The 17,877-nt window shown below is 44.8% G+C and carries 19 protein-coding genes; all 19 read left to right on the top strand.

What is annotated here, in order from left to right; genetic code table 11:
• Positions 1-41 precede the first annotated feature (41 nt).
• The 19 genes from ABUA31_RS02985 to ABUA31_RS02895 all read left to right on the top strand — a co-directional run bounded on the left by ABUA31_RS02985 (position 42) and on the right by ABUA31_RS02895 (position 17,867).
• The gene (locus ABUA31_RS02985) at positions 42-245 is read left to right on the top strand and encodes a hypothetical protein (protein ID WP_349818511.1); all 204 of its coding nucleotides are present in this window, start codon (positions 42-44) and stop codon (positions 243-245) included.
• A 199-nt stretch (positions 246-444) separates the two neighbouring features.
• Entirely contained in the window at positions 445-753 is a 309-nt protein-coding gene (locus tag ABUA31_RS02980; protein ID WP_176931718.1) for a helix-turn-helix domain-containing protein, read from the top strand.
• A 68-nt stretch (positions 754-821) separates the two neighbouring features.
• Entirely contained in the window at positions 822-1,307 is a 486-nt protein-coding gene (locus ABUA31_RS02975) for a hypothetical protein (protein ID WP_119962753.1), read from the top strand.
• Entirely contained in the window at positions 1,301-1,495 is a 195-nt protein-coding gene (locus ABUA31_RS02970; RefSeq protein ID WP_008401835.1) for a hypothetical protein, read from the top strand. The genes ABUA31_RS02975 and ABUA31_RS02970 overlap by 7 nt, the downstream gene beginning before the upstream one ends.
• A 64-nt stretch (positions 1,496-1,559) precedes the next feature.
• Complete coding sequence (locus tag ABUA31_RS02965) at positions 1,560-1,988, top strand: recombinase family protein (RefSeq protein WP_349818512.1); 429 nt, start codon at positions 1,560-1,562, stop codon at positions 1,986-1,988.
• The gene (locus ABUA31_RS02960; RefSeq protein ID WP_349818513.1) at positions 1,978-2,382 is read left to right on the top strand and encodes a type II toxin-antitoxin system PemK/MazF family toxin; all 405 of its coding nucleotides are present in this window, start codon (positions 1,978-1,980) and stop codon (positions 2,380-2,382) included. The genes ABUA31_RS02965 and ABUA31_RS02960 overlap by 11 nt, the downstream gene beginning before the upstream one ends.
• On the top strand, positions 2,357-2,584 hold the full coding sequence (locus tag ABUA31_RS02955; RefSeq protein WP_008401832.1) for an excisionase: 228 nt from the start codon (positions 2,357-2,359) through the stop codon (positions 2,582-2,584). Before ABUA31_RS02960 ends, ABUA31_RS02955 begins: the two co-directional genes overlap by 26 nt.
• A 126-nt stretch (positions 2,585-2,710) precedes the next feature.
• Positions 2,711-3,850: a tyrosine-type recombinase/integrase gene (locus tag ABUA31_RS02950; RefSeq protein ID WP_349818514.1), complete on the top strand. Its 1,140-nt coding sequence runs from the start codon at positions 2,711-2,713 to the stop codon at positions 3,848-3,850.
• A gap of 117 nt (positions 3,851-3,967) precedes the next feature.
• Positions 3,968-5,065, top strand: coding sequence for a redox-regulated ATPase YchF (gene ychF, locus ABUA31_RS02945; protein ID WP_349092960.1), 1,098 nt, complete (start codon positions 3,968-3,970; stop codon positions 5,063-5,065).
• A gap of 24 nt (positions 5,066-5,089) precedes the next feature.
• Positions 5,090-6,181: a prolipoprotein diacylglyceryl transferase gene (gene lgt / locus ABUA31_RS02940; protein WP_022217208.1), complete on the top strand. Its 1,092-nt coding sequence runs from the start codon at positions 5,090-5,092 to the stop codon at positions 6,179-6,181.
• Between the two features lie 337 nt (positions 6,182-6,518).
• Positions 6,519-6,971, top strand: coding sequence for a division/cell wall cluster transcriptional repressor MraZ (gene mraZ / locus ABUA31_RS02935; RefSeq protein ID WP_015533171.1), 453 nt, complete (start codon positions 6,519-6,521; stop codon positions 6,969-6,971).
• 19 nt (positions 6,972-6,990) lie between these two features.
• Positions 6,991-7,926 carry a 16S rRNA (cytosine(1402)-N(4))-methyltransferase RsmH gene (rsmH, locus tag ABUA31_RS02930; RefSeq protein ID WP_015533170.1) on the top strand — a complete coding sequence of 312 codons (936 nt, stop codon included), beginning with the start codon at positions 6,991-6,993 and terminating at the stop codon, positions 7,924-7,926.
• A 27-nt stretch (positions 7,927-7,953) separates the two neighbouring features.
• Positions 7,954-8,529: a hypothetical protein gene (locus ABUA31_RS02925; RefSeq protein ID WP_015533169.1), complete on the top strand. Its 576-nt coding sequence runs from the start codon at positions 7,954-7,956 to the stop codon at positions 8,527-8,529.
• Positions 8,530-8,566: 37 nt separating this feature from the next.
• Complete coding sequence (locus ABUA31_RS02920) at positions 8,567-10,867, top strand: peptidoglycan D,D-transpeptidase FtsI family protein (protein ID WP_349818515.1); 2,301 nt, start codon at positions 8,567-8,569, stop codon at positions 10,865-10,867.
• Positions 10,868-11,056: 189 nt separating this feature from the next.
• Positions 11,057-12,802, top strand: coding sequence for a peptidoglycan D,D-transpeptidase FtsI family protein (locus ABUA31_RS02915; RefSeq protein WP_349818553.1), 1,746 nt, complete (start codon positions 11,057-11,059; stop codon positions 12,800-12,802).
• A gap of 70 nt (positions 12,803-12,872) precedes the next feature.
• The gene (gene mraY / locus ABUA31_RS02910; RefSeq protein ID WP_015533167.1) at positions 12,873-13,832 is read left to right on the top strand and encodes a phospho-N-acetylmuramoyl-pentapeptide-transferase; all 960 of its coding nucleotides are present in this window, start codon (positions 12,873-12,875) and stop codon (positions 13,830-13,832) included.
• Between the two features lie 46 nt (positions 13,833-13,878).
• Positions 13,879-15,240: a UDP-N-acetylmuramoyl-L-alanine--D-glutamate ligase gene (gene murD, locus ABUA31_RS02905; RefSeq protein ID WP_015533166.1), complete on the top strand. Its 1,362-nt coding sequence runs from the start codon at positions 13,879-13,881 to the stop codon at positions 15,238-15,240.
• 5 nt (positions 15,241-15,245) lie between these two features.
• On the top strand, positions 15,246-16,391 hold the full coding sequence (locus tag ABUA31_RS02900) for an FtsW/RodA/SpoVE family cell cycle protein (protein ID WP_349818516.1): 1,146 nt from the start codon (positions 15,246-15,248) through the stop codon (positions 16,389-16,391).
• Positions 16,392-16,415: 24 nt separating this feature from the next.
• On the top strand, positions 16,416-17,867 hold the full coding sequence (locus ABUA31_RS02895; protein WP_349818517.1) for a cell division protein FtsQ/DivIB: 1,452 nt from the start codon (positions 16,416-16,418) through the stop codon (positions 17,865-17,867).
• Positions 17,868-17,877 lie beyond the last annotated feature (10 nt).

Raw genomic sequence — 17,877 nt, 5'->3', positions numbered from 1 at the left:
AAGAGATGGTTTTTGTATTTAGAAAGGAGCTTAACTGTAGTATGAATAATAAAGATGTGATTGAGATACGCTGCAGACAATGTAAGAAGCTGATGATGAACTATCATGTGTGCGGAGATGATTCTGCGGTTGCACTTCAAGGTATAGGAGTGAAGTGTGACAGATGTAAACGTGTGATGATTCTGAAGAAATATACTGAGGGTATGTTGATTAGCCGTCTGATAGATGGCGCTTTCAGAATCTGATGTGTGAAAATTGAATAATAGCCCACCTGATACGGGCACATCGGAAGATGGCAGCACCAAAGACGCAGGGGAAAGCAACCAGACTGGATCTGGCTTTCTCTTAGCGTCTTTTTTTATGCAAGTGTGGCGATTCTTATTTTGAATATGAAAAACAATCCGTTTCTGGTTGCCAGAACGACGATCAGAAAGGATGTAGAAAATGAAGAGAGAAGCAAATTCAGAAGAAAAACAGATGATGATGGAGGTTGGACAGAGGATACAGGATATCCGTATTGAAAATGAGGTGACAGGGGCACAGCTTGGAGCCTGTCTTGGAATAAATGGGAACCAGGTGTCTCGGATTGAAACAGGAGTTGCCAGATGTTCTATTTATCAGCTTGTTTTGATATGCCAGGAGTTTGGCTGCTCCGCTGATTACCTTCTATTTGGTAAGAAGAATACTGGCATGTCCAAGGAGCAGACGGAGCTTATTACCAGATTGTATGAGAGTATACAGAATCGTCCTTGAAAGATGAAATGATGAAGAAGGTTCACTTTTGCAGGGAGTACTTTGAAAGAGCAGGTACAGTATGATAAATGCATACCAGACAGGACGCTGACTGGAACAAAAAGCGATATGAGTGCACAAATATCGGTTTCAAATTCTACAGAAAGAAGGAAAGCGATATGCAATTTACAAGAAGTAATGTGAATGAGTTTAAGAGAGAGCATGAAGTGATGGGAGTTGGCTTTATCAAGTCCAGAAAGAGTGTTGATAAGATCATGGATATGGCAGCAGATATGCTGGATAAGGCAAAGAGTGTAGAACTGCCGATTGTGGAAATTATCGTTGATGAAGGGGCTTCGGATGATATTGACCGTGATAAGGTGACAAGCCTTTGTGAGTGGATGGAAAAGGATTATGTCAAAGTGATTTTCGTCAGGGAGATAAATGATATCACAAAGGATAGAGATGATCTGGAGGCATTTCTTCTGAAAGCCGGGGATCTGGATGTGATGGTGTATGTGCTGAACACTGGAGTTCAGGTGAAAGCAGAACCTGATAACGGAGCAGGATGTTAGAAACAGATCAGAAAGCTTCAGAACCCGTTACTGAGAATCTGATAGGTATCAGGTTTACTATCACAGATTATGGAACGATTGTGAGAGCCGGTGATGGTTCTGTGATTGGAATATATCCGACAGAGGATGAGGCATTAGAAGATGTTCGCGAACGGTGTATGGGCGTATTGAGTTCCACGAAAACTTGACACGCAGCATCAACATTTGAAGAAGATAGATTTTGAAAGAAATTTCATTATATAGGAGTACGAGATGAGAAGAAAAGGCAGAAATAAGAAACCACTGATGACAAATCCAACAAGATGTATTGTTATTTTGTCATCAGATGAGCAGCACAATGAAATAAAAGCTGAAGAGGCAGAGAACAGGCAGTTGAACAGAATCAGGGAATTTACAAAACAGAATAATCTTATCCCAGTGGCGATTGTCAGACGTGGAATAATGGGACGAGTGGTTTATAATCGCTACTTCAGTGGTGCAATAGAGTGTATGAGGCAGGGAAAGGCTGAAGCTGTTGTATGCGTAAATATGGATACAATTTCTTATGGAATAGCAGATGCATATTACAGAGTTGGACTTATTAAGGAGGCAGGCTTTCGTATATTTACAGTAGATGAGAAGGAGCCGATGATGCACCTGTATATGCCACCAAAGAAGGGGGGGTTCACAGATGAAGATTAGAAGAAATATGGTGATATGGGCAGAACTAAAAAATCAGGGTAAGTGTGTGCAGACAGGAATCAGACCTTGTGTAGTTATTAGCAACAATACAGCCAATGCACATTCACCGGTATTTACTGTAATGCCTGGAACAACGCAGGATAAGAAGAAGGATTTTCCGGTACATGTGAAGGTCACAGCTAAGGATGTGAATGGAAGGCTTTACAAGGATACGTTTTTTATGGGAGAGCAGATGTGTACGATAGGAGAGCGTCAGATCATAAATGTACTTGGTGAGATAAAGGATGAGGGTGTCATTCAGCAGATCAATGAGGTCATTGTGAGGGAATTGGCGTTGGATAATGAAAATTTGAATAGGGGGGAACAGAATGTGCTTGATAACGGACAACAGTAAAGAAGTGCAGGGACAGGTGCCTATTTATCAGAAAGTAACGCTCACAATAAAAGAGGCGGCAGAATATTCCAATATAGGAATAAATAGAATTGAAAGCTTGCTTAGAGCACCAAGATGTCCGTTTGTGTTATATGTAGGAAAAAAGAAACTGGTGAAACGGAAGGAGTTTGAGAAGTTTATATCCGAGAATATTGAAATATAATAGAGCATTTTTTCGTTTACTCATGAGTAGATTGTGAACACATATGTATGGTAAATATTGAAATACAAGCCTCAATGTAGTATACTTATTCTGCTATTTTGGGGCTTCTTGTGGAAAGGAGCCAGAATGGGAAAAAGCTTAAAAGGTAAGGAACTGGGTGTCGGAATTTCTCAGCAGACGAATGGCCTTTATGTGGCTAGATTTACTGATAGATTTGGACGAAGGAAATCTAAACGTTTTAAGAAACTGCAGGAATGCAGACAATGGATAGCAGATGCAACATATATTGATGAACATAGTGATTTAGAGAATGCTACAGACATGCTTGTGGATGCGTGGTTTGAATATTGGATCGATCTAAAGAAAAAGACAGTGAGACCCAATACGGTTCGTAATTATTCCGAACGTTATGAAAGAAATATCAAGAACGTGATAGGGAATAAACTTCTTACAGAAGTGAAACCGATACATTGTCAGAAAATATTTTCAGATATGGCGGATGAAGGATATAAGACGACAACCATTTATCAGACTAGAATTGCATTGTATAACATGTTAGAGTTTGCAAAGGAAAACGAAGTTATAATAACAAATCCTTGTAAGAAATCGGTGAAGAGTGATATTGGCAAGCCATCAGATAAAAAAGAGGCTCTTACAATTGATGATCAAAGGCGTTTCCTTGCGGCAGCTAAAGGACAGAGTTATGAGTATCAGTATAGATTTGCGTTGCAGACGGGACTTAGAACAGGAGAGCTTGTTGGTCTAAAGTGGGAAGATATTAATTTTGAAAGGAAGACTCTTACAATCGAAAGATCGATGGAGTTTAGGTACAAAGTTGGTGAGTGGAGAGTTGGACCGCCTAAAAGCAAGTCTGGATACAGGACAATACCACTTACGGACGAAGCAATTTGTATTCTTAAGGCTCAAAAAGAAAAGAACAGAAAACTCAAAGTGATAGATAAAGAGTGGGCTGATACAGTGTTCCTTTGCAGAAAGGGGCAACCTGTAAAAAATAGCACTTATGATACAGCTTTATTTAAAATTTGCGATAAAGCAGGAATCAAGCGTTTTTCGATGCATGTATTAAGACATACTTTTGCAACTAGATGTATTGAAGGTGGAATGATGCCAAAAACCTTACAGAAAATATTGGGACACTCTAATATTGGTATCACTATGAATTTGTATGTTCATATAACCGAAGAAGAAAAACAAAAAGAAATAGACCTTGTGGCAGAGGCTTTGAAGGCAGGTGTTGCAATATGAAAATTCATGTATTTTCATGCGAATATAACAAGATTGGTACACTAATTGGTACACCAGCGAAATACGAAGCCTGCAAAGCCGCATAAAATCAAGGTTTTTAAGGAGGAAATATATAAAATGAAACTAGGTATCGTAGGACTCCCAAACGTGGGAAAAAGTACACTTTTCAATTCACTTACAAAGGCAGGAGCGGAATCAGCTAACTATCCGTTCTGTACAATAGATCCAAACGTAGGAATCGTTGCAGTGCCGGATGAGAGGCTGGACAAGCTCACAGAGATGTACAACTCAGCCAAGACAACACCTGCTGTTATAGAATTTGTAGATATCGCGGGTCTTGTAAAGGGCGCATCAAAGGGAGAAGGACTTGGAAACCAGTTCCTTGCGAACATCAGAGAGGTTGATGCCATCGTTCACGTTGTAAGATGCTTTGAGGATACAAATGTCATCCACGTTGACGGTTCCGTAGACCCGATCAGAGATATAGAGACCATCAATCTGGAGCTGATATTCTCAGATATAGAGGTGCTCGACAGAAGGATCGCCAAGACCATCAGAGGTGCAAGAAATGACAAGATGCTTGCGAAGGAGCTTGACTTCCAGCAGAGGATCAAGGCTCACCTTGAGGATGGTAAGCTTGCAAAGACCATAGAGGTCACAGATGAGGACGAGCAGGCGTGGATAGAGGAATATAACCTTCTCACATGGAAGCCTGTAATATTTGCCGCAAATGTAGGCGAGGAAGACATTGCGGACGATGGCGCTTCAAATGAGAACGTGCAGAAGGTAAAGGAATACGCAAAGGACTTCGATGCAGAGGTATTTGTAGTATGTGCACAGATAGAACAGGAGCTGGCAGAGCTTGATGATGAGGAGAAGAAGATGTTTCTCGAGGATCTTGGAGTTAAAGAGTCTGGTCTTGACAAGCTTATCAAGGCAAGCTACTCACTTCTTGGTCTTATCAGTTATCTGACAGCCGGAGAGACAGAGTCAAGGGCATGGACCATCAAGAAGGGAACGAAGGCACCTGGAGCAGCTGGCAAGATTCACTCAGACTTTGAGAGAGGATTTATCAAGGCGGAGGTTGTCAGCTACAAGGATCTCATGGACTGCGGAAGCATGCTTGCGGCCAAGGAGAAGGGCCTTGTAAGACAGGAAGGCAAGGAATATGTGGTTGAGGATGGAGATGTTATTCTCTTCAAGTTCAACGTGTAAATGAATCTAGGAGGATGTAACGATATGTCTCAGATATCAGAATATTTTAGAAGCATATTCTTTCCGAATCTTGGGATAACCCTCAGAAACATAGGTGACCATATCAATATAGGAAGCTTTGAGGTGAGGTTCTACGGGATCATCATCATGATAGGATTCCTGCTGGCATATGTACTTGTCACCAACGAGGCAAAGAGAACAAAACAGAATCCTGAAATGTATCTGGATTTCATACTTATACTTATCATCCCGGCCATACTTGGAGCAAGACTCTACTATATCCTGTTCAGACTTGACCAGTATATAGTGCAGGGCGATGTGGGAGCTACACTCAAAGCCATGCTGAATATCAGAGGCGGCGGACTTGCCATATATGGTGGAATCATAGCGGGAGTCATCACGGCGGTAATATTCTGCAAGGTGAGAAAAGTCAGCTTTGTACTCATGGCGGATACAGCCACTTTTGGAATACTGATCGGACAGATACTTGGAAGATTTGGAAACTTCTTCAACAGAGAAGCATTTGGCGCATATACGAACAGTAAGATGGCCATGGCGATTCCGCTTGATTACTACAGATCTGATGGCAATCTTGACTATTTGGAGAGAACCGGGGTCATCACACAGAAGATGCTGGACAATGTGGTGAATATAGACGGCATGGATTGCATAACGGTCCATCCGACATTCCTGTATGAGTCCTTATGGAATCTTATGCTGCTTGTGTTCTTATTTATATATAGAAAGCACAAGAAATTCAAAGGAGAGTTCGCTCTCATATATGTGGGAGGATACGGACTCGGAAGATTTATCGTCGAAGGTCTCAGAAGTGATTCCCTGATGATCGGCAATACAGGGATCAAGGTATCCCAGGTGCTTGCACTTGTATGCTTTGTAACTGCCGTGGTACTGCTTGTCATAAATTATGTAAGATGTGCCAAGCGTGGCTGGCCTGCTGCAGTTATGGGAGACGCCGCTGGCACAGAAGTGAAGATTAGTGGCGAATGTGATCCTGCGGATACAGAAGTGGAGACCAGTGGTGAAGCAGACGCTGCCGGTACAGAAGTGGAGACCAGTGGTGGATCAGATGACGCTGGAGAAAAAAAAGAAAGATGACAAAGATGCCACAAAATAGCATTTCAGCGCAGAAAAAGTGGCAATAAAAATAATATAACAGGGAGACAATACAGATAAATACCCACAAGGTGGAGATATCCCCCACGAAATGGGAAAAAACTGGGATTTGTCCCCACCACAAAAAGCCTGTAGGTTTGACAGTGAAAACTGTTAGATCTACAGGCTTTTTTGCGTATTTGCACACACTTTTTTCATATAACAGGGTTGCAATTTGGGGGGCTATAGTATAGAATAGTGGTTACAAGTGGCATTACTGTGCAACTAAGTGGTGAAAAGTGGTGATTGAACCGGAGTTATACGAAAGGAGGAGATCGGGATGTCCAGATGCTTATCAGGTGAATATGAACATAAGCTTGATGCAAAAGGAAGACTGATCATGCCATTAAAACTTCGTTCGGAACTCGGGGAGTCATTCATGGTAACCAAAGGAATCGACTGCTGTCTCTATGTATATGGAATGACAGAGTGGGAGGAGTTCGTTGAGAAGCTGAACAAGCTTCCTATGACCAACAGAACGGCCAGAGCCTTCAAGAGAGGTTTTCTTGCCGGAGCGGTCAAGTGTGAGCCGGATGCACAGGGAAGAATACTTCTATCTCCGAAGCAGAGAGAATATGCACATATAGACAAGGATGTGTATGTCATCGGTAACGGTGAGAAAGCGGAGATCTGGAGCAAGGAAGAGTGGGATGGCCCTGAGAACATGAGTGATAATCAGGCCAGCATGGACGAGCTTGCAGATGAGCTTGATGCACTTGATTTTAGTTTTTAGAAGAGAATGGTAATTGATTATGGAATTTGCGCACAAGTCGGTCTTGCTTGAGGAGACCATCGACAACCTGAATATCAAGCCGGATGGCATCTATGTGGATGGCACATTAGGGGGAGCCGGACACTCAGAGCAGATTGTGAAGAGGCTTGGTGAGGGCGGCAGGCTTATAGGTATCGACCAGGATGAGGATGCCATAGCTGCAGCGTCGAAGAGACTTGAGCCGTATGGGGATAAGGTGACCATAGTCAGGGATAATTACCAGAATTTCAGAAGAATATTGGATGAACTGAACATACAGAAGGTGGACGGGATACTCCTTGATCTGGGAGTGTCTTCATATCAACTCGATAATGCGGATAGAGGATTCACATATCGGGTTGATGCTCCACTGGATATGAGGATGGACAACAGGCAGACAAAGACTGCAAAGGATATAGTCAATGATTATTCCGAGGCTGAGCTGTTCCGTATACTTAAGGATTACGGAGAGGAGAGATATGCAAAGAGTATTGCATATCATATATGCAAGTACCGTGAGAACAAGGTGATAGAGACGACCGAAGAGCTCAACGATATAATCCGTGGCTCCATACCGGCAAAGGCAAGGAATGGACAGGGACATCCGTCCAAGCAGACATTTCAGGCGATCAGGATAGAGCTTAACAGGGAGCTTGATGTGCTCAGGGATTCAATAGACGGCATGATAGCAAGTCTGAATCCGGGAGGAAGATTGTGTATCATCACATTTCATTCCCTTGAGGACCGGATAGTGAAGCTAGCATTCAGGAAAAATGAAAATCCATGCATTTGTCCACCGAACTTTCCGGTGTGCACATGCGGAAGAAAGCCTCTCGGCAAGGTGATAACGAGAAAACCGATCATACCGGGAGAAAGGGAGCTTGAGGAGAATTCCAGATCAAAGAGCTCAAAGCTCAGAGTGTTTGAGGCAATTTGACAGATATAAATGAAAGAGGCGATATAGATGGCAGATAGAAGATACTACACAGAGGGTAGTTCTGCAAGACAACTGAATTATGATGACCGGGCTGGACGTAACAGATCCCGCGAAGCTGTAGTCAGAGGCTCAGCCGCTCCGGCGAGAAGACCACAGCCTTCAGTGAGACCTGAGAGAGCTCCACAGCCGGCGCGAAGAAAGAAACAGGGATCATCTCATCTGACTGACAGAGAGAGACGAGAGCTTGCAGCCAGAAAGGCACAGAGAAAGGCAGTTACAAATGCACAAATAAGATATACGGCGGGCATGGTTGCTGCGATAATCGTTGCGGTGGCGCTGTGCTGTTATCTTCTGAAACTTACATCAGATGTCAAGTCACAGAAGGAGTCAGTGGCAACGCTGAAGAGCCAGGTGGCAACACAGCTTGACGAGAATGCAAGCTACAGCGCAGGACTTGATTCCATGACAGATCTGGATGAGATATATAATATTGCAACTACTAAGCTCGGCATGGTATACTCACAGCCGGGACAAACATTATACTATTCACAGAATAATGATGATTACGTAGTACAGTACAAGGATGTCCCTAAGGCCAAGTAGTCTTAGGGATATTTAATTTTTAAGGTGGAAAGATAAAATGTCAAAGAGATCAAAGCTATTTTTAAAAGGGATGAGAAGAAAGACCAAGATCGCATATTTGCTGGTGGTGGGAGTTCTGGTGGCACTTACCATAAGAGTTGTGTACATCAACGTGGCAAATGGAAAGGAGTATTCGGAGGCGGTGGTTCTGCAGATGGACTACAATTCCACGGATATTCCGTATGAGAGAGGCGAGATACTGGACAGAAATGGAAATGTCCTTGCAAACAGTGAGAAGACCTACAGCCTGATACTTGAGCCTGTGAATATTCTGATCACGGAGAAGGGAAAGGCGGCAACAAGAGCTGCGGTGCTGGAGTATTTCGATGTGTCAGGAGACGATTTTGACAAGCACATTGCAAATGAGGATTCTTATTATGAGGTAGTCCTCAAGGATCTTCCATATACAAAGGTTAAGGCATTTGAGGATTACTGTAAGACCGATGAGGGCGCAGATGTCATAGGAGTGAGATTCGAGACGGTGTATAAGAGAAATTACCCAAATGGATCTCTGGCGTGTCACCTGCTCGGATACACCGCCAGCGGAAATGTTGGACAGGGTGGTATTGAGGGCTATTATAATGACTACTTAAACGGTGTGGATGGCAAGACTTACAGATATATGTCGGGCTCAGGCGGCGTTGACTCGGAGACTGTGGCAGCCCAGAATGGTGAGACAGTAGTATCCACCATAGATATGAATATACAGAAGATCATAGAGGACAACATCACTGAGTATATGCAGAATACAGGTGCTAAGCAGATAGGTATCATAGCAATGGATCCAAACAATGGCGAGATACTTGGAATGGCAAGCTCACGTACCTACGATCCAAATGACCCGATGAACACACAGGCGCTCAGGAACATGACAGTCACCGTCACCCAGGAGGTTGAGATCGAGGGTGCAGATGAGAATGCGGACAGCCTGATAAGCGTTGAGAGTGCAAAGAAAAATACAACAGCAACAACGGAGAGCAGCGAGGATGGCACTACCACAGAATCATCTACAGAAGCGACCACCGAACAGAAGAAGAATGTAAAGACTGAGGAAGTGGAATACGATTTCTCAAAGATGTCGGATGAAGAGTTCCAGAGCACGATAGATGGATTTACATCAGACCAGTTATATGAGGCACTCAACTATGTATGGCAGAATTACTGTATAAGTGATGTGTTTGAGCCGGGTTCAACATACAAGGCATTTACCATAGCGGGAGCCATGGAGGATGGAGTGATCTCAGACGGAGATGAATTTCTCTGTGATGGTTCACAGGTCGTAGTCGAGGGAGAGAGCCCTATTTACTGTAGTTACAGAGCAGGACACGGAATGGTTGACGTCAAGAGAGCTCTGGCTGTTTCATGTAATGATGCGTTGATGCAGATAGCGGACAAGGAGGGACCAGAGACATTTGACAAATATCAGATGATATTTAACATTGGTTCCAAGACAGGAATAGATCTCGAAGGTGAGACGACAGGTATTAAGTACGATGTGGAGAATCTTAATCCTACAGAGCTTGCGACATCTTCATTTGGACAGGGTGTTACAACATCTATGATCCAGATGGCAGCGGGATTCTGTTCTGTAATAAACGGCGGAAATTATTATGTGCCACATGTTGTCAAGAGACTTCTGGATTCAGACGGAAATGTGGTTGAGAATATGGATCCGGTGCTTGTCAGAAAGACTATATCCAAGGAAGTGTCGGATTACATGAAGACATACCTCCAGGCGGTTGTTGAGGAAGGTACAGGATATGCGGCTGGAATAGAGGGCTACACCATCGGTGGTAAGACAGGTACAGCCGAGAAGCTTCCTCGAGGAAATGGAAAATACGTACTGTCATTCATAGGATTCACCCCTGTTGAGAATCCTCAGATAATGCTTTACGTTGTAGTTGATGAGCCTCATGTTGAGGATCAGTCAGGATCAGGAGCAGGAGCAAAGCTGTTCAATCAGGTTATGCAGGATCTCCTTCCATACCTGAATGTATACTCAACAAACGGAGATGATGTGGCTTATGACGGAACGGAGGAGCCGCTCTCATCAGCATTTGACACGGATACAGAGACTGCAGATACAGAGGCGGCAACAGAGGATGCGGCTGCTGAGGACACATCAGCGGAAGATACATCAGCGGAAGATACATCGACCGACGACACATCGGCGGATGACACGTCGTATGACGATACGGCAGACGACAGTTATACGGCGGACGATACATGGGAGGATGACAGCGGAACAGGCGACGGCACGGATACGTGGAGCGGTGACGAGGACTATTCCGGCGAATGATAATTTACATAGTAAACCAAAGCATCGAAGGTGCAGATACACCTCCGGTGCTTTTTTAATGCAGAGATAGATTTGTACACGAATAGGCGAATACATGAGGCATCCGGCTAATATGATAATAAAAAAGTCCGGGATCAAGAGTTGAAGGTATACAGTTATAACAGGCGGAGGATAAAGTTTGTGTTCGTTATGGCGGCCCTAGCGCTGGGAGTTATAGTTGGCCGTCTTGCATACATAATGCTCTACAGGGGAGAATATTATAGTGAGAAAGCAGATTCCCTGCATGAGAGGGAGAGAAGCATAAAAGCTCCCAGGGGAAGGATATACGACAGAAATGGCAATATCATAGCGGACAACAAGGCGGTGTGTTCAATATCCGTGATACACAGCCAGATAGAGGATGAGGCGGAGGTCACAGAGCTTCTTACAAGATATCTGGATAAGGATCCGGCAGACATCAGGAAGAAGGTGGAGAAGGTATCCTCAAGGGAGCTCATAGCGTCAAATGTAGACAAGGAGACCGGAAAAAAGATCAAGGCGGCTGCTGTTCCGGGGATCAAGGTGGACGAGGATTACAAGCGCAGCTATCCATATGATACCCTTGCATCGAAGGTTATAGGCTTCACCGGTGCTGACAATCAGGGAATACTGGGCCTTGAGGTGACATATGACAGTGTGCTCACAGGGACAAATGGAAGCATAAATGCGGTCACGGATGCAAGGGGAATAGAGCTTGCGGAATATTCAGAAACCAGGACAGAGCCCATTCCCGGAAATGATCTCGTGACAACACTGGATCTCAATATACAGAGATATGTGACACAGGCTGCAGAGAAAGTCCTGATCGAGAAAAAAGCAAATAGGGTGTGTGCAATAACGATCAATCCCCAAAATGGCGAGATATATGCCATGGTGGATGTGCCGGAATACAACCTGAACGAACCGTTCAAACTGGTTAAGCCAGAGAACGATGAAGAGACAGACACAGGGGAAGATGCAGAGAGGAATAACAGCGCATCCGGGACATCCATGTTGCTGCCTACAGCCGGCAATATGGATGAGCTGAACAATATGTGGAGAAATTATCTGATAAGCGACACATATGAGCCGGGATCAACCGCCAAGATAATAACACTGACGGCAGCACTCGAGAAGGGAGCGGTCGACAGCAACTCAAACTTTTTCTGCCCGGGATATAAGATAGTTGAGGACAGAAGGATAAGGTGCAGCAAGACCACGGGCCATGGAAGCCAGAGCCTTAAGGAGGCGCTCATGAATTCCTGCAATCCAGCGTTTATGGAGATAGGAGAGAGAACAGGTGTGGATGGCATGTACGAGTATTATCACAAGCTGGGATTGTTCAGTCAGAGCGGAATAGACCTTCCCGGAGAGGCAAACTCCATCATGCATAAGAAGGAAAATGTAGGGCCGGTAGAGCTTGCCACCATGTCGTTTGGACAGTCATTCCAGGTGACTCCGATACAGTTCATATCTGCAGTGTGCACGGTTGTGAATGGAGGGCATACGGTAACTCCACATTTGGGAAAAAGGATAATAGACAGCAGTAAAGAAACTATTACAGCCATTGAATTTGACGAGCAGAGACAGGTTATAGATGAGGAGACATCACAGAAGATGCGGGAGATGCTTGAGGCAGTCGTTGCCGAGGGCGGCGGATCAAAGTGTGCCATAGAGGGCTGCAGGATAGGCGGAAAGACCGCCACGAGTGAGAAACTCCCCAGAGGAACAGGCAGATACATATCTTCTTTTATAGGATTTGCGCCGGCGGATGATCCTCAAGTCCTGACGGTCGTGCTAATAGATGAGCCCGAGGGCACATATTATGGAGGAACCATAGCGGCCCCTGTTGTGAGAGATATTTTTTTGAATATTCTTCCCTATTTGGGAATTGACAAAGCCACAAATGAGTATTAAATTTATCTCAGTCTGAAAACAGTTTAAGAAATACATAGTCCGCGGTGTGCGGGCAGGTAAGGAGTACAAAATGAATTTAGATTTAAAGATTGTTTTACCGGTAGTGATAGCATTCTGTATCAGCGTGGTGCTGTGCCCTATAGTTATACCGTTCCTGAAGAAGCTCAAGTTCGGTCAGTTTGTCAGGGATGACGGCCCACAGGCACATTTGAAGAAGGCCGGAACACCAACCATGGGTGGACTTATAATCCTTCTGTCACTTACGATCACGACGCTTATCTATATGAAGAAATATCCGGATGTCCTTCCGGTGCTTTTTGTGACACTTGGATTTGGACTTATCGGATTTATCGATGATTACATCAAAGTTGTTATGAAGAGATCAATGGGACTTCACGCATGGCAGAAGATGCTCGGACAGATTGTCGTTACGGGAGTATTTGCATATTATGTAGAGAAGTATTCAGATATCAACAATGAGCTTATAATACCATTCCTTGGCAAGACGGTTCAGCTCAACAGCACACTCTATGTGATACTGTTGTTCTTCATCGTGCTTGGAACAGTTAATGGTGCGAACTTCACAGACGGACTTGACGGACTTGCGTCATCAGTCACGGTTCTCATAGCCACATTCTTTGCGGTTGTAGCAGTGGGAACAGACTCAGGTGTTGCTCCGGTTGCCTGCGCAGCGGTTGGATGTCTTCTTGGCTTCCTTGTGTACAATGTGTACCCTGCAAAGGTATTCATGGGAGATACAGGTTCTCTGGCACTCGGTGGATTTGTTGCATCAACAGCGTATATGCTCAAGATGCCTATATTCATAGTTATAATAGCTTTCATATACTTCCTTGAAGTATTATCAGTTATAATACAGGTTGTTTCATTCAAGCTTACAGGCAAGAGAGTGTTCAGAATGGCACCTATACATCATCATTTTGAGCTCGGGGGATGGCCTGAGTCAAAGGTCGTTGCTATATTTTCTATAGTGACTGCAGTCCTCTGTGTGGTAGGTTTACTGGCACTGTAATGTAGAAAGGAGAAAATGGTGCAGTGGTGCACCATGGTGAAATGATATGGAGATTAATACAGCGATAGTAGCAGGAACAGGAAAGAGTGGAATCAGTGCAACCAAGCTTCTGGTAAATCATGGAGTAAAGGTTTATCTGTTCGATGAGAACAAGGACAGAGATATAGAAGCGATAAAGGAGAAGACAGGCGATTCAGAGCTTGTTCAGATAGAACTCGGCGAGCTTGGAGAGGATGCACTCTCATCATCACAGCTCATGGTCATCAGTCCGGGAATCCCTGTTGATGCGCCATTTACAGATGTGGTGAGAAATGCGGGAATACCTATCTGGAGTGAGATAGAGCTGGCATACCATTATGGTAAGGGTAAGATAGCAGCCATAACAGGAACAAACGGCAAGACTACAACTACAGCCCTTGTGGGAGAGATAGTCAAGGCACACAATGCCAAGACCATCGTTGTGGGAAATATTGGAATACCTTACACAGAGCTGTGCGACACAACAGACGATGATTCAGATACAGTTGCAGAGATAAGCAGTTTCCAGCTTGAGACGGTTATAGATTTTCATCCGAATGTCAGTGCAATACTCAACCTGACTCCGGATCATCTGAACAGGCATTATACATTTGAGAATTATGGAAATGTAAAGTTTTCAATAACAAAGAATCAGACCATGGATGATGTGACAGTCCTAAACTATGATGATGAGCATACACGCGCCATGGGAGAGAAGGCAAAGGATCATTGCCATGTAGTATATTTCAGCAGACTGGAGAAGCCGGCCGGTGGAGTATATGTAGAGGATGGGGATATCATCCTCGAGGATGGCGATAAGAAGATCAATGTACTTGCCATTAAGGATCTTAAGCTCATGGGAGCTCACAATGTTGAGAATGTTCTGGCAGCAGTTGGAATATCATATTATATGGGAGTCCCTGTTGATGTTATTAGAGATGTTGCAACATCATTCAAGGCTGTTGCTCATAGAATAGAATATGTTGACACCGTCGATGGTGTCGCATACTACAATGATTCAAAGGGAACAAACCCTGATGCAGCCATAAAGGGAATACAGGCCATGGTGGCTCCTACATTCCTCATAGGTGGAGGCTACGACAAGGGTTCTGAGTACGACGAGTGGATAGAGGCGTTTGACGGCAAGGTAAAGTGGCTCGTTCTCATAGGCCAGACTGCGCAGAAGATAGCTGACTGTGCCAAGAGACATGGATTTAACTCAATTATATTTGAGGAGAATCTTCAGGATGCGGTAGCATATTGCCATGAGAATGCGGTTGACGGAGATGCGGTGCTTCTCTCACCTGCATGTGCAAGCTGGGGACAGTTTGACAACTACGAGCAGAGAGGCGATATGTTCAAGGAGTATGTAAGAAGCTATAAGGAGTGATCTGATTGCATGGAGGTCCTGAGGTTTCAGAAGATAGAGTGAGAGATGCACGAAGACGGTGTCCGGGAGGATATGTGGATGTGACCATGCTCCTGGCGCTGGGGATGATTCTGATATTTGGGCTTGCCATGATATACAGTACGAGCAGTTACAGGGCGTACGACCTGTACGGAGATCAGATGTACTTTTTTAAAAGACAGGCACTTTATATGTTGCTGGCGATCTTCGCCATGTACATAGTGTCAAGATATGACTACAGGCGGCTGCTCAGGCTGTCTGCGGTCATTTTGCTGTCATCACTTGTTCTTCAGGTGGTGGTGCTGATAATAGGAACGGCCAGCCATGGGTCAGCAAGATGGATATATATTGGACCTATAGGATTTCAGCCATCAGAATATGCCAAGACGGCGATCATAATCTACACCTCGGCGAGGGCTGCCGTGGAGAGCAAAAATCTGTGCAGACCGGGCTGCCTTATAAAGGTAATGATCCTGCCCGTGATCACCATAGCCCTGATCGGTGTGGAGAATCTCAGCACGGCTATAATCTGTTTTGCAATCCTTTTTGTAATATTGTTTGTGGGAAGCCCCAGGGTCAGACATTTTGTTCTGATCGGTATATTTGGTGTTGTCGGGAGTGTGCTTTTCATAATGTTCGCAGGCTACAGGGCGAACAGAGTCAAGATATGGCTTGATCCTGAAAATTACGCAGATGGCTATCAGACGGTTCAGTCGTTATATGCCGTTGGTTCCGGTGGACTGTTTGGAGTGGGCTTTGGGAGAAGTGTCCAAAAGATGGGGTTTATTCCGGAGTCACATAATGATATGATATTCTCAGTCGTGTGTGAGGAGCTCGGAATTGTCGGAGCGGCATTTATACTTATCATTTTTCTTATATTACTTAGGCGGATGGCTGTGACGGCCATGAATGCCAGAGACAGATTTGGAAGCATGCTCACAGCGGGAGTGATGGCACATGTGGCGGTCCAACTGCTGATAAATGTGAGTGTTGTCACGAATACCATTCCGCCGACAGGTGTGCCGATGCCATTTGTCAGTTATGGCGGAAGTTCGATAATTTTCATTCTGATGGAGATGGGGATAGTGATGTCCGTATCCAGAGGAATTTCGTATGACGAAACAGACATATGACAGATCCTTTAAAGGAAGATTTGAATGGAAAACAACAATAGACGAAATGTTAATAAAAATAGAATGAGCAGAAATGTTGATGTTGCGCAAACCAGACGTGAAAGCGGCTATGTGGATGTCATGACCGGAAAACGCCTCGACGGAAGGGTCAAGGTTCCGGTTGATAAGAGAAGACAGCAGACAGATAGCCGCAATGGACAGCGGAGAGCAGACGGAGATATGCGCCGCAGGACGGATGAGCAGACACGAAGAAGGCCTGATGGGGAGCACCGCAGAACAGGCGAACAGGCGCGCAGAAGACCAGACGGAGAGCGTCGCAGATCTGACGAGCAGGTGCGCAGAAGACCAGACGGAGAGCGTCGCAGATCTGACGAGCAGGTGCGCAGAAGACCGGACGGAGAGCGCCGCAGATCTGACGAACAGGTGCGCAGGAGACCAGACGGAGAGCGCCGCAGATCTGATGAGCAGGTGCGCAGGAGACCAGATGGAGAGCACCGCAGATCTGATGAGCAGGTGCGCAGGAGACAGGATGGAGAGCGTCGCAGACCGGATGACCGGATGCGCAGAGAGGATGCAGAAAACCGCAGATCCGAGGAGAGACGCAGGCGTAAGCAAGATCAGGCGGTTGCTGCAAAAAAGAAGAACAAGAAAAAACGCAAAAAAGAGGGCAGAAAGCTTACCCCGGAGGAGATAGAGAGAAAGAAGAAGCTGCAGGCGGAGAAACTTGCCAGAAGAAAGGCGAGACGTGAGAAGGCGGCAAGGATATTCAAGATAGTTCTCAAGATACTTCTCATTCTGGTGGTGCTGTGTGCTATAGCGTTTGTATACATACGTACATGTTACAAATTGAAGTCCATAAAAGTGACCGGAACTGATCACTACACTGACCAACAGATGGTCGATATCGTGACCGGCGGTAAGGATTATGGCAATACGCTGCTGTTTATACTTGAGAGCAGACTGAATCCTGCCCAGGATGTAACCTTTATAGATAAGATAGACGTCACATATGTGAACAGGAATTCAGTAGAGATCACGGTGTACGAGAAGGCCATGGCGGGCTGCATAAAGTACAACGATCAGTATGCATATTTTGATGGCGATGGTATCGTGCTCGAGATATCCGATGCAAAGCTTGATGATGTTCCTTGTATAGAGGGACTTACAAGTGACAGCGTGGAGCAGGGAAAGAAGCTTGATGTCGGTGATTCGGGGTTCTTCCAGGAGATACTGACTATGACACAGCTCATTTACAAGAGCGGAATACAGATAGACAAGATTACTTATGACACAGATCAGAATCTCATACTTCACAAGGATGGAATAAAGATCAGGATCGGCAACGGTGAAAACCTGGAGACGAAATTCATGAATCTTGAGAGCATACTTGAGAGCGTGAAGGGTAAAAAGGGAACTCTTGATATGTCGAATTACAGTGAATCGCAGAGGAACGTTATCTTTAAAGAAAATAAATAAAAAATTTCTT

Origin of the sequence: Coprococcus sp. RTP31081st1_H1_RTP31081_211007 (assembly GCF_040227275.1) — a bacterium.
GTDB lineage: Bacteria > Bacillota > Clostridia > Lachnospirales > Lachnospiraceae > Coprococcus > Coprococcus aceti.
This window is presented reverse-complemented; position numbering and strand designations above follow the sequence as displayed.

Coding starts and splice junctions, on each gene's coding strand:
- ABUA31_RS02985 (WP_349818511.1), top strand. CDS start 42: ATGAATAATAAAGATGTGATTGAGATACGCTGCAGACAATGTAAGAAG.
- ABUA31_RS02980 (WP_176931718.1), top strand. CDS start 445: ATGAAGAGAGAAGCAAATTCAGAAGAAAAACAGATGATGATGGAGGTT.
- ABUA31_RS02975 (WP_119962753.1), top strand. CDS start 822: ATGCATACCAGACAGGACGCTGACTGGAACAAAAAGCGATATGAGTGC.
- ABUA31_RS02970 (WP_008401835.1), top strand. CDS start 1,301: ATGTTAGAAACAGATCAGAAAGCTTCAGAACCCGTTACTGAGAATCTG.
- ABUA31_RS02965 (WP_349818512.1), top strand. CDS start 1,560: ATGAGAAGAAAAGGCAGAAATAAGAAACCACTGATGACAAATCCAACA.
- ABUA31_RS02960 (WP_349818513.1), top strand. CDS start 1,978: ATGAAGATTAGAAGAAATATGGTGATATGGGCAGAACTAAAAAATCAG.
- ABUA31_RS02955 (WP_008401832.1), top strand. CDS start 2,357: ATGTGCTTGATAACGGACAACAGTAAAGAAGTGCAGGGACAGGTGCCT.
- ABUA31_RS02950 (WP_349818514.1), top strand. CDS start 2,711: ATGGGAAAAAGCTTAAAAGGTAAGGAACTGGGTGTCGGAATTTCTCAG.
- ychF (WP_349092960.1), top strand. CDS start 3,968: ATGAAACTAGGTATCGTAGGACTCCCAAACGTGGGAAAAAGTACACTT.
- lgt (WP_022217208.1), top strand. CDS start 5,090: ATGTCTCAGATATCAGAATATTTTAGAAGCATATTCTTTCCGAATCTT.
- mraZ (WP_015533171.1), top strand. CDS start 6,519: ATGTCCAGATGCTTATCAGGTGAATATGAACATAAGCTTGATGCAAAA.
- rsmH (WP_015533170.1), top strand. CDS start 6,991: ATGGAATTTGCGCACAAGTCGGTCTTGCTTGAGGAGACCATCGACAAC.
- ABUA31_RS02925 (WP_015533169.1), top strand. CDS start 7,954: ATGGCAGATAGAAGATACTACACAGAGGGTAGTTCTGCAAGACAACTG.
- ABUA31_RS02920 (WP_349818515.1), top strand. CDS start 8,567: ATGTCAAAGAGATCAAAGCTATTTTTAAAAGGGATGAGAAGAAAGACC.
- ABUA31_RS02915 (WP_349818553.1), top strand. CDS start 11,057: ATGGCGGCCCTAGCGCTGGGAGTTATAGTTGGCCGTCTTGCATACATA.
- mraY (WP_015533167.1), top strand. CDS start 12,873: ATGAATTTAGATTTAAAGATTGTTTTACCGGTAGTGATAGCATTCTGT.
- murD (WP_015533166.1), top strand. CDS start 13,879: ATGGAGATTAATACAGCGATAGTAGCAGGAACAGGAAAGAGTGGAATC.
- ABUA31_RS02895 (WP_349818517.1), top strand. CDS start 16,416: ATGGAAAACAACAATAGACGAAATGTTAATAAAAATAGAATGAGCAGA.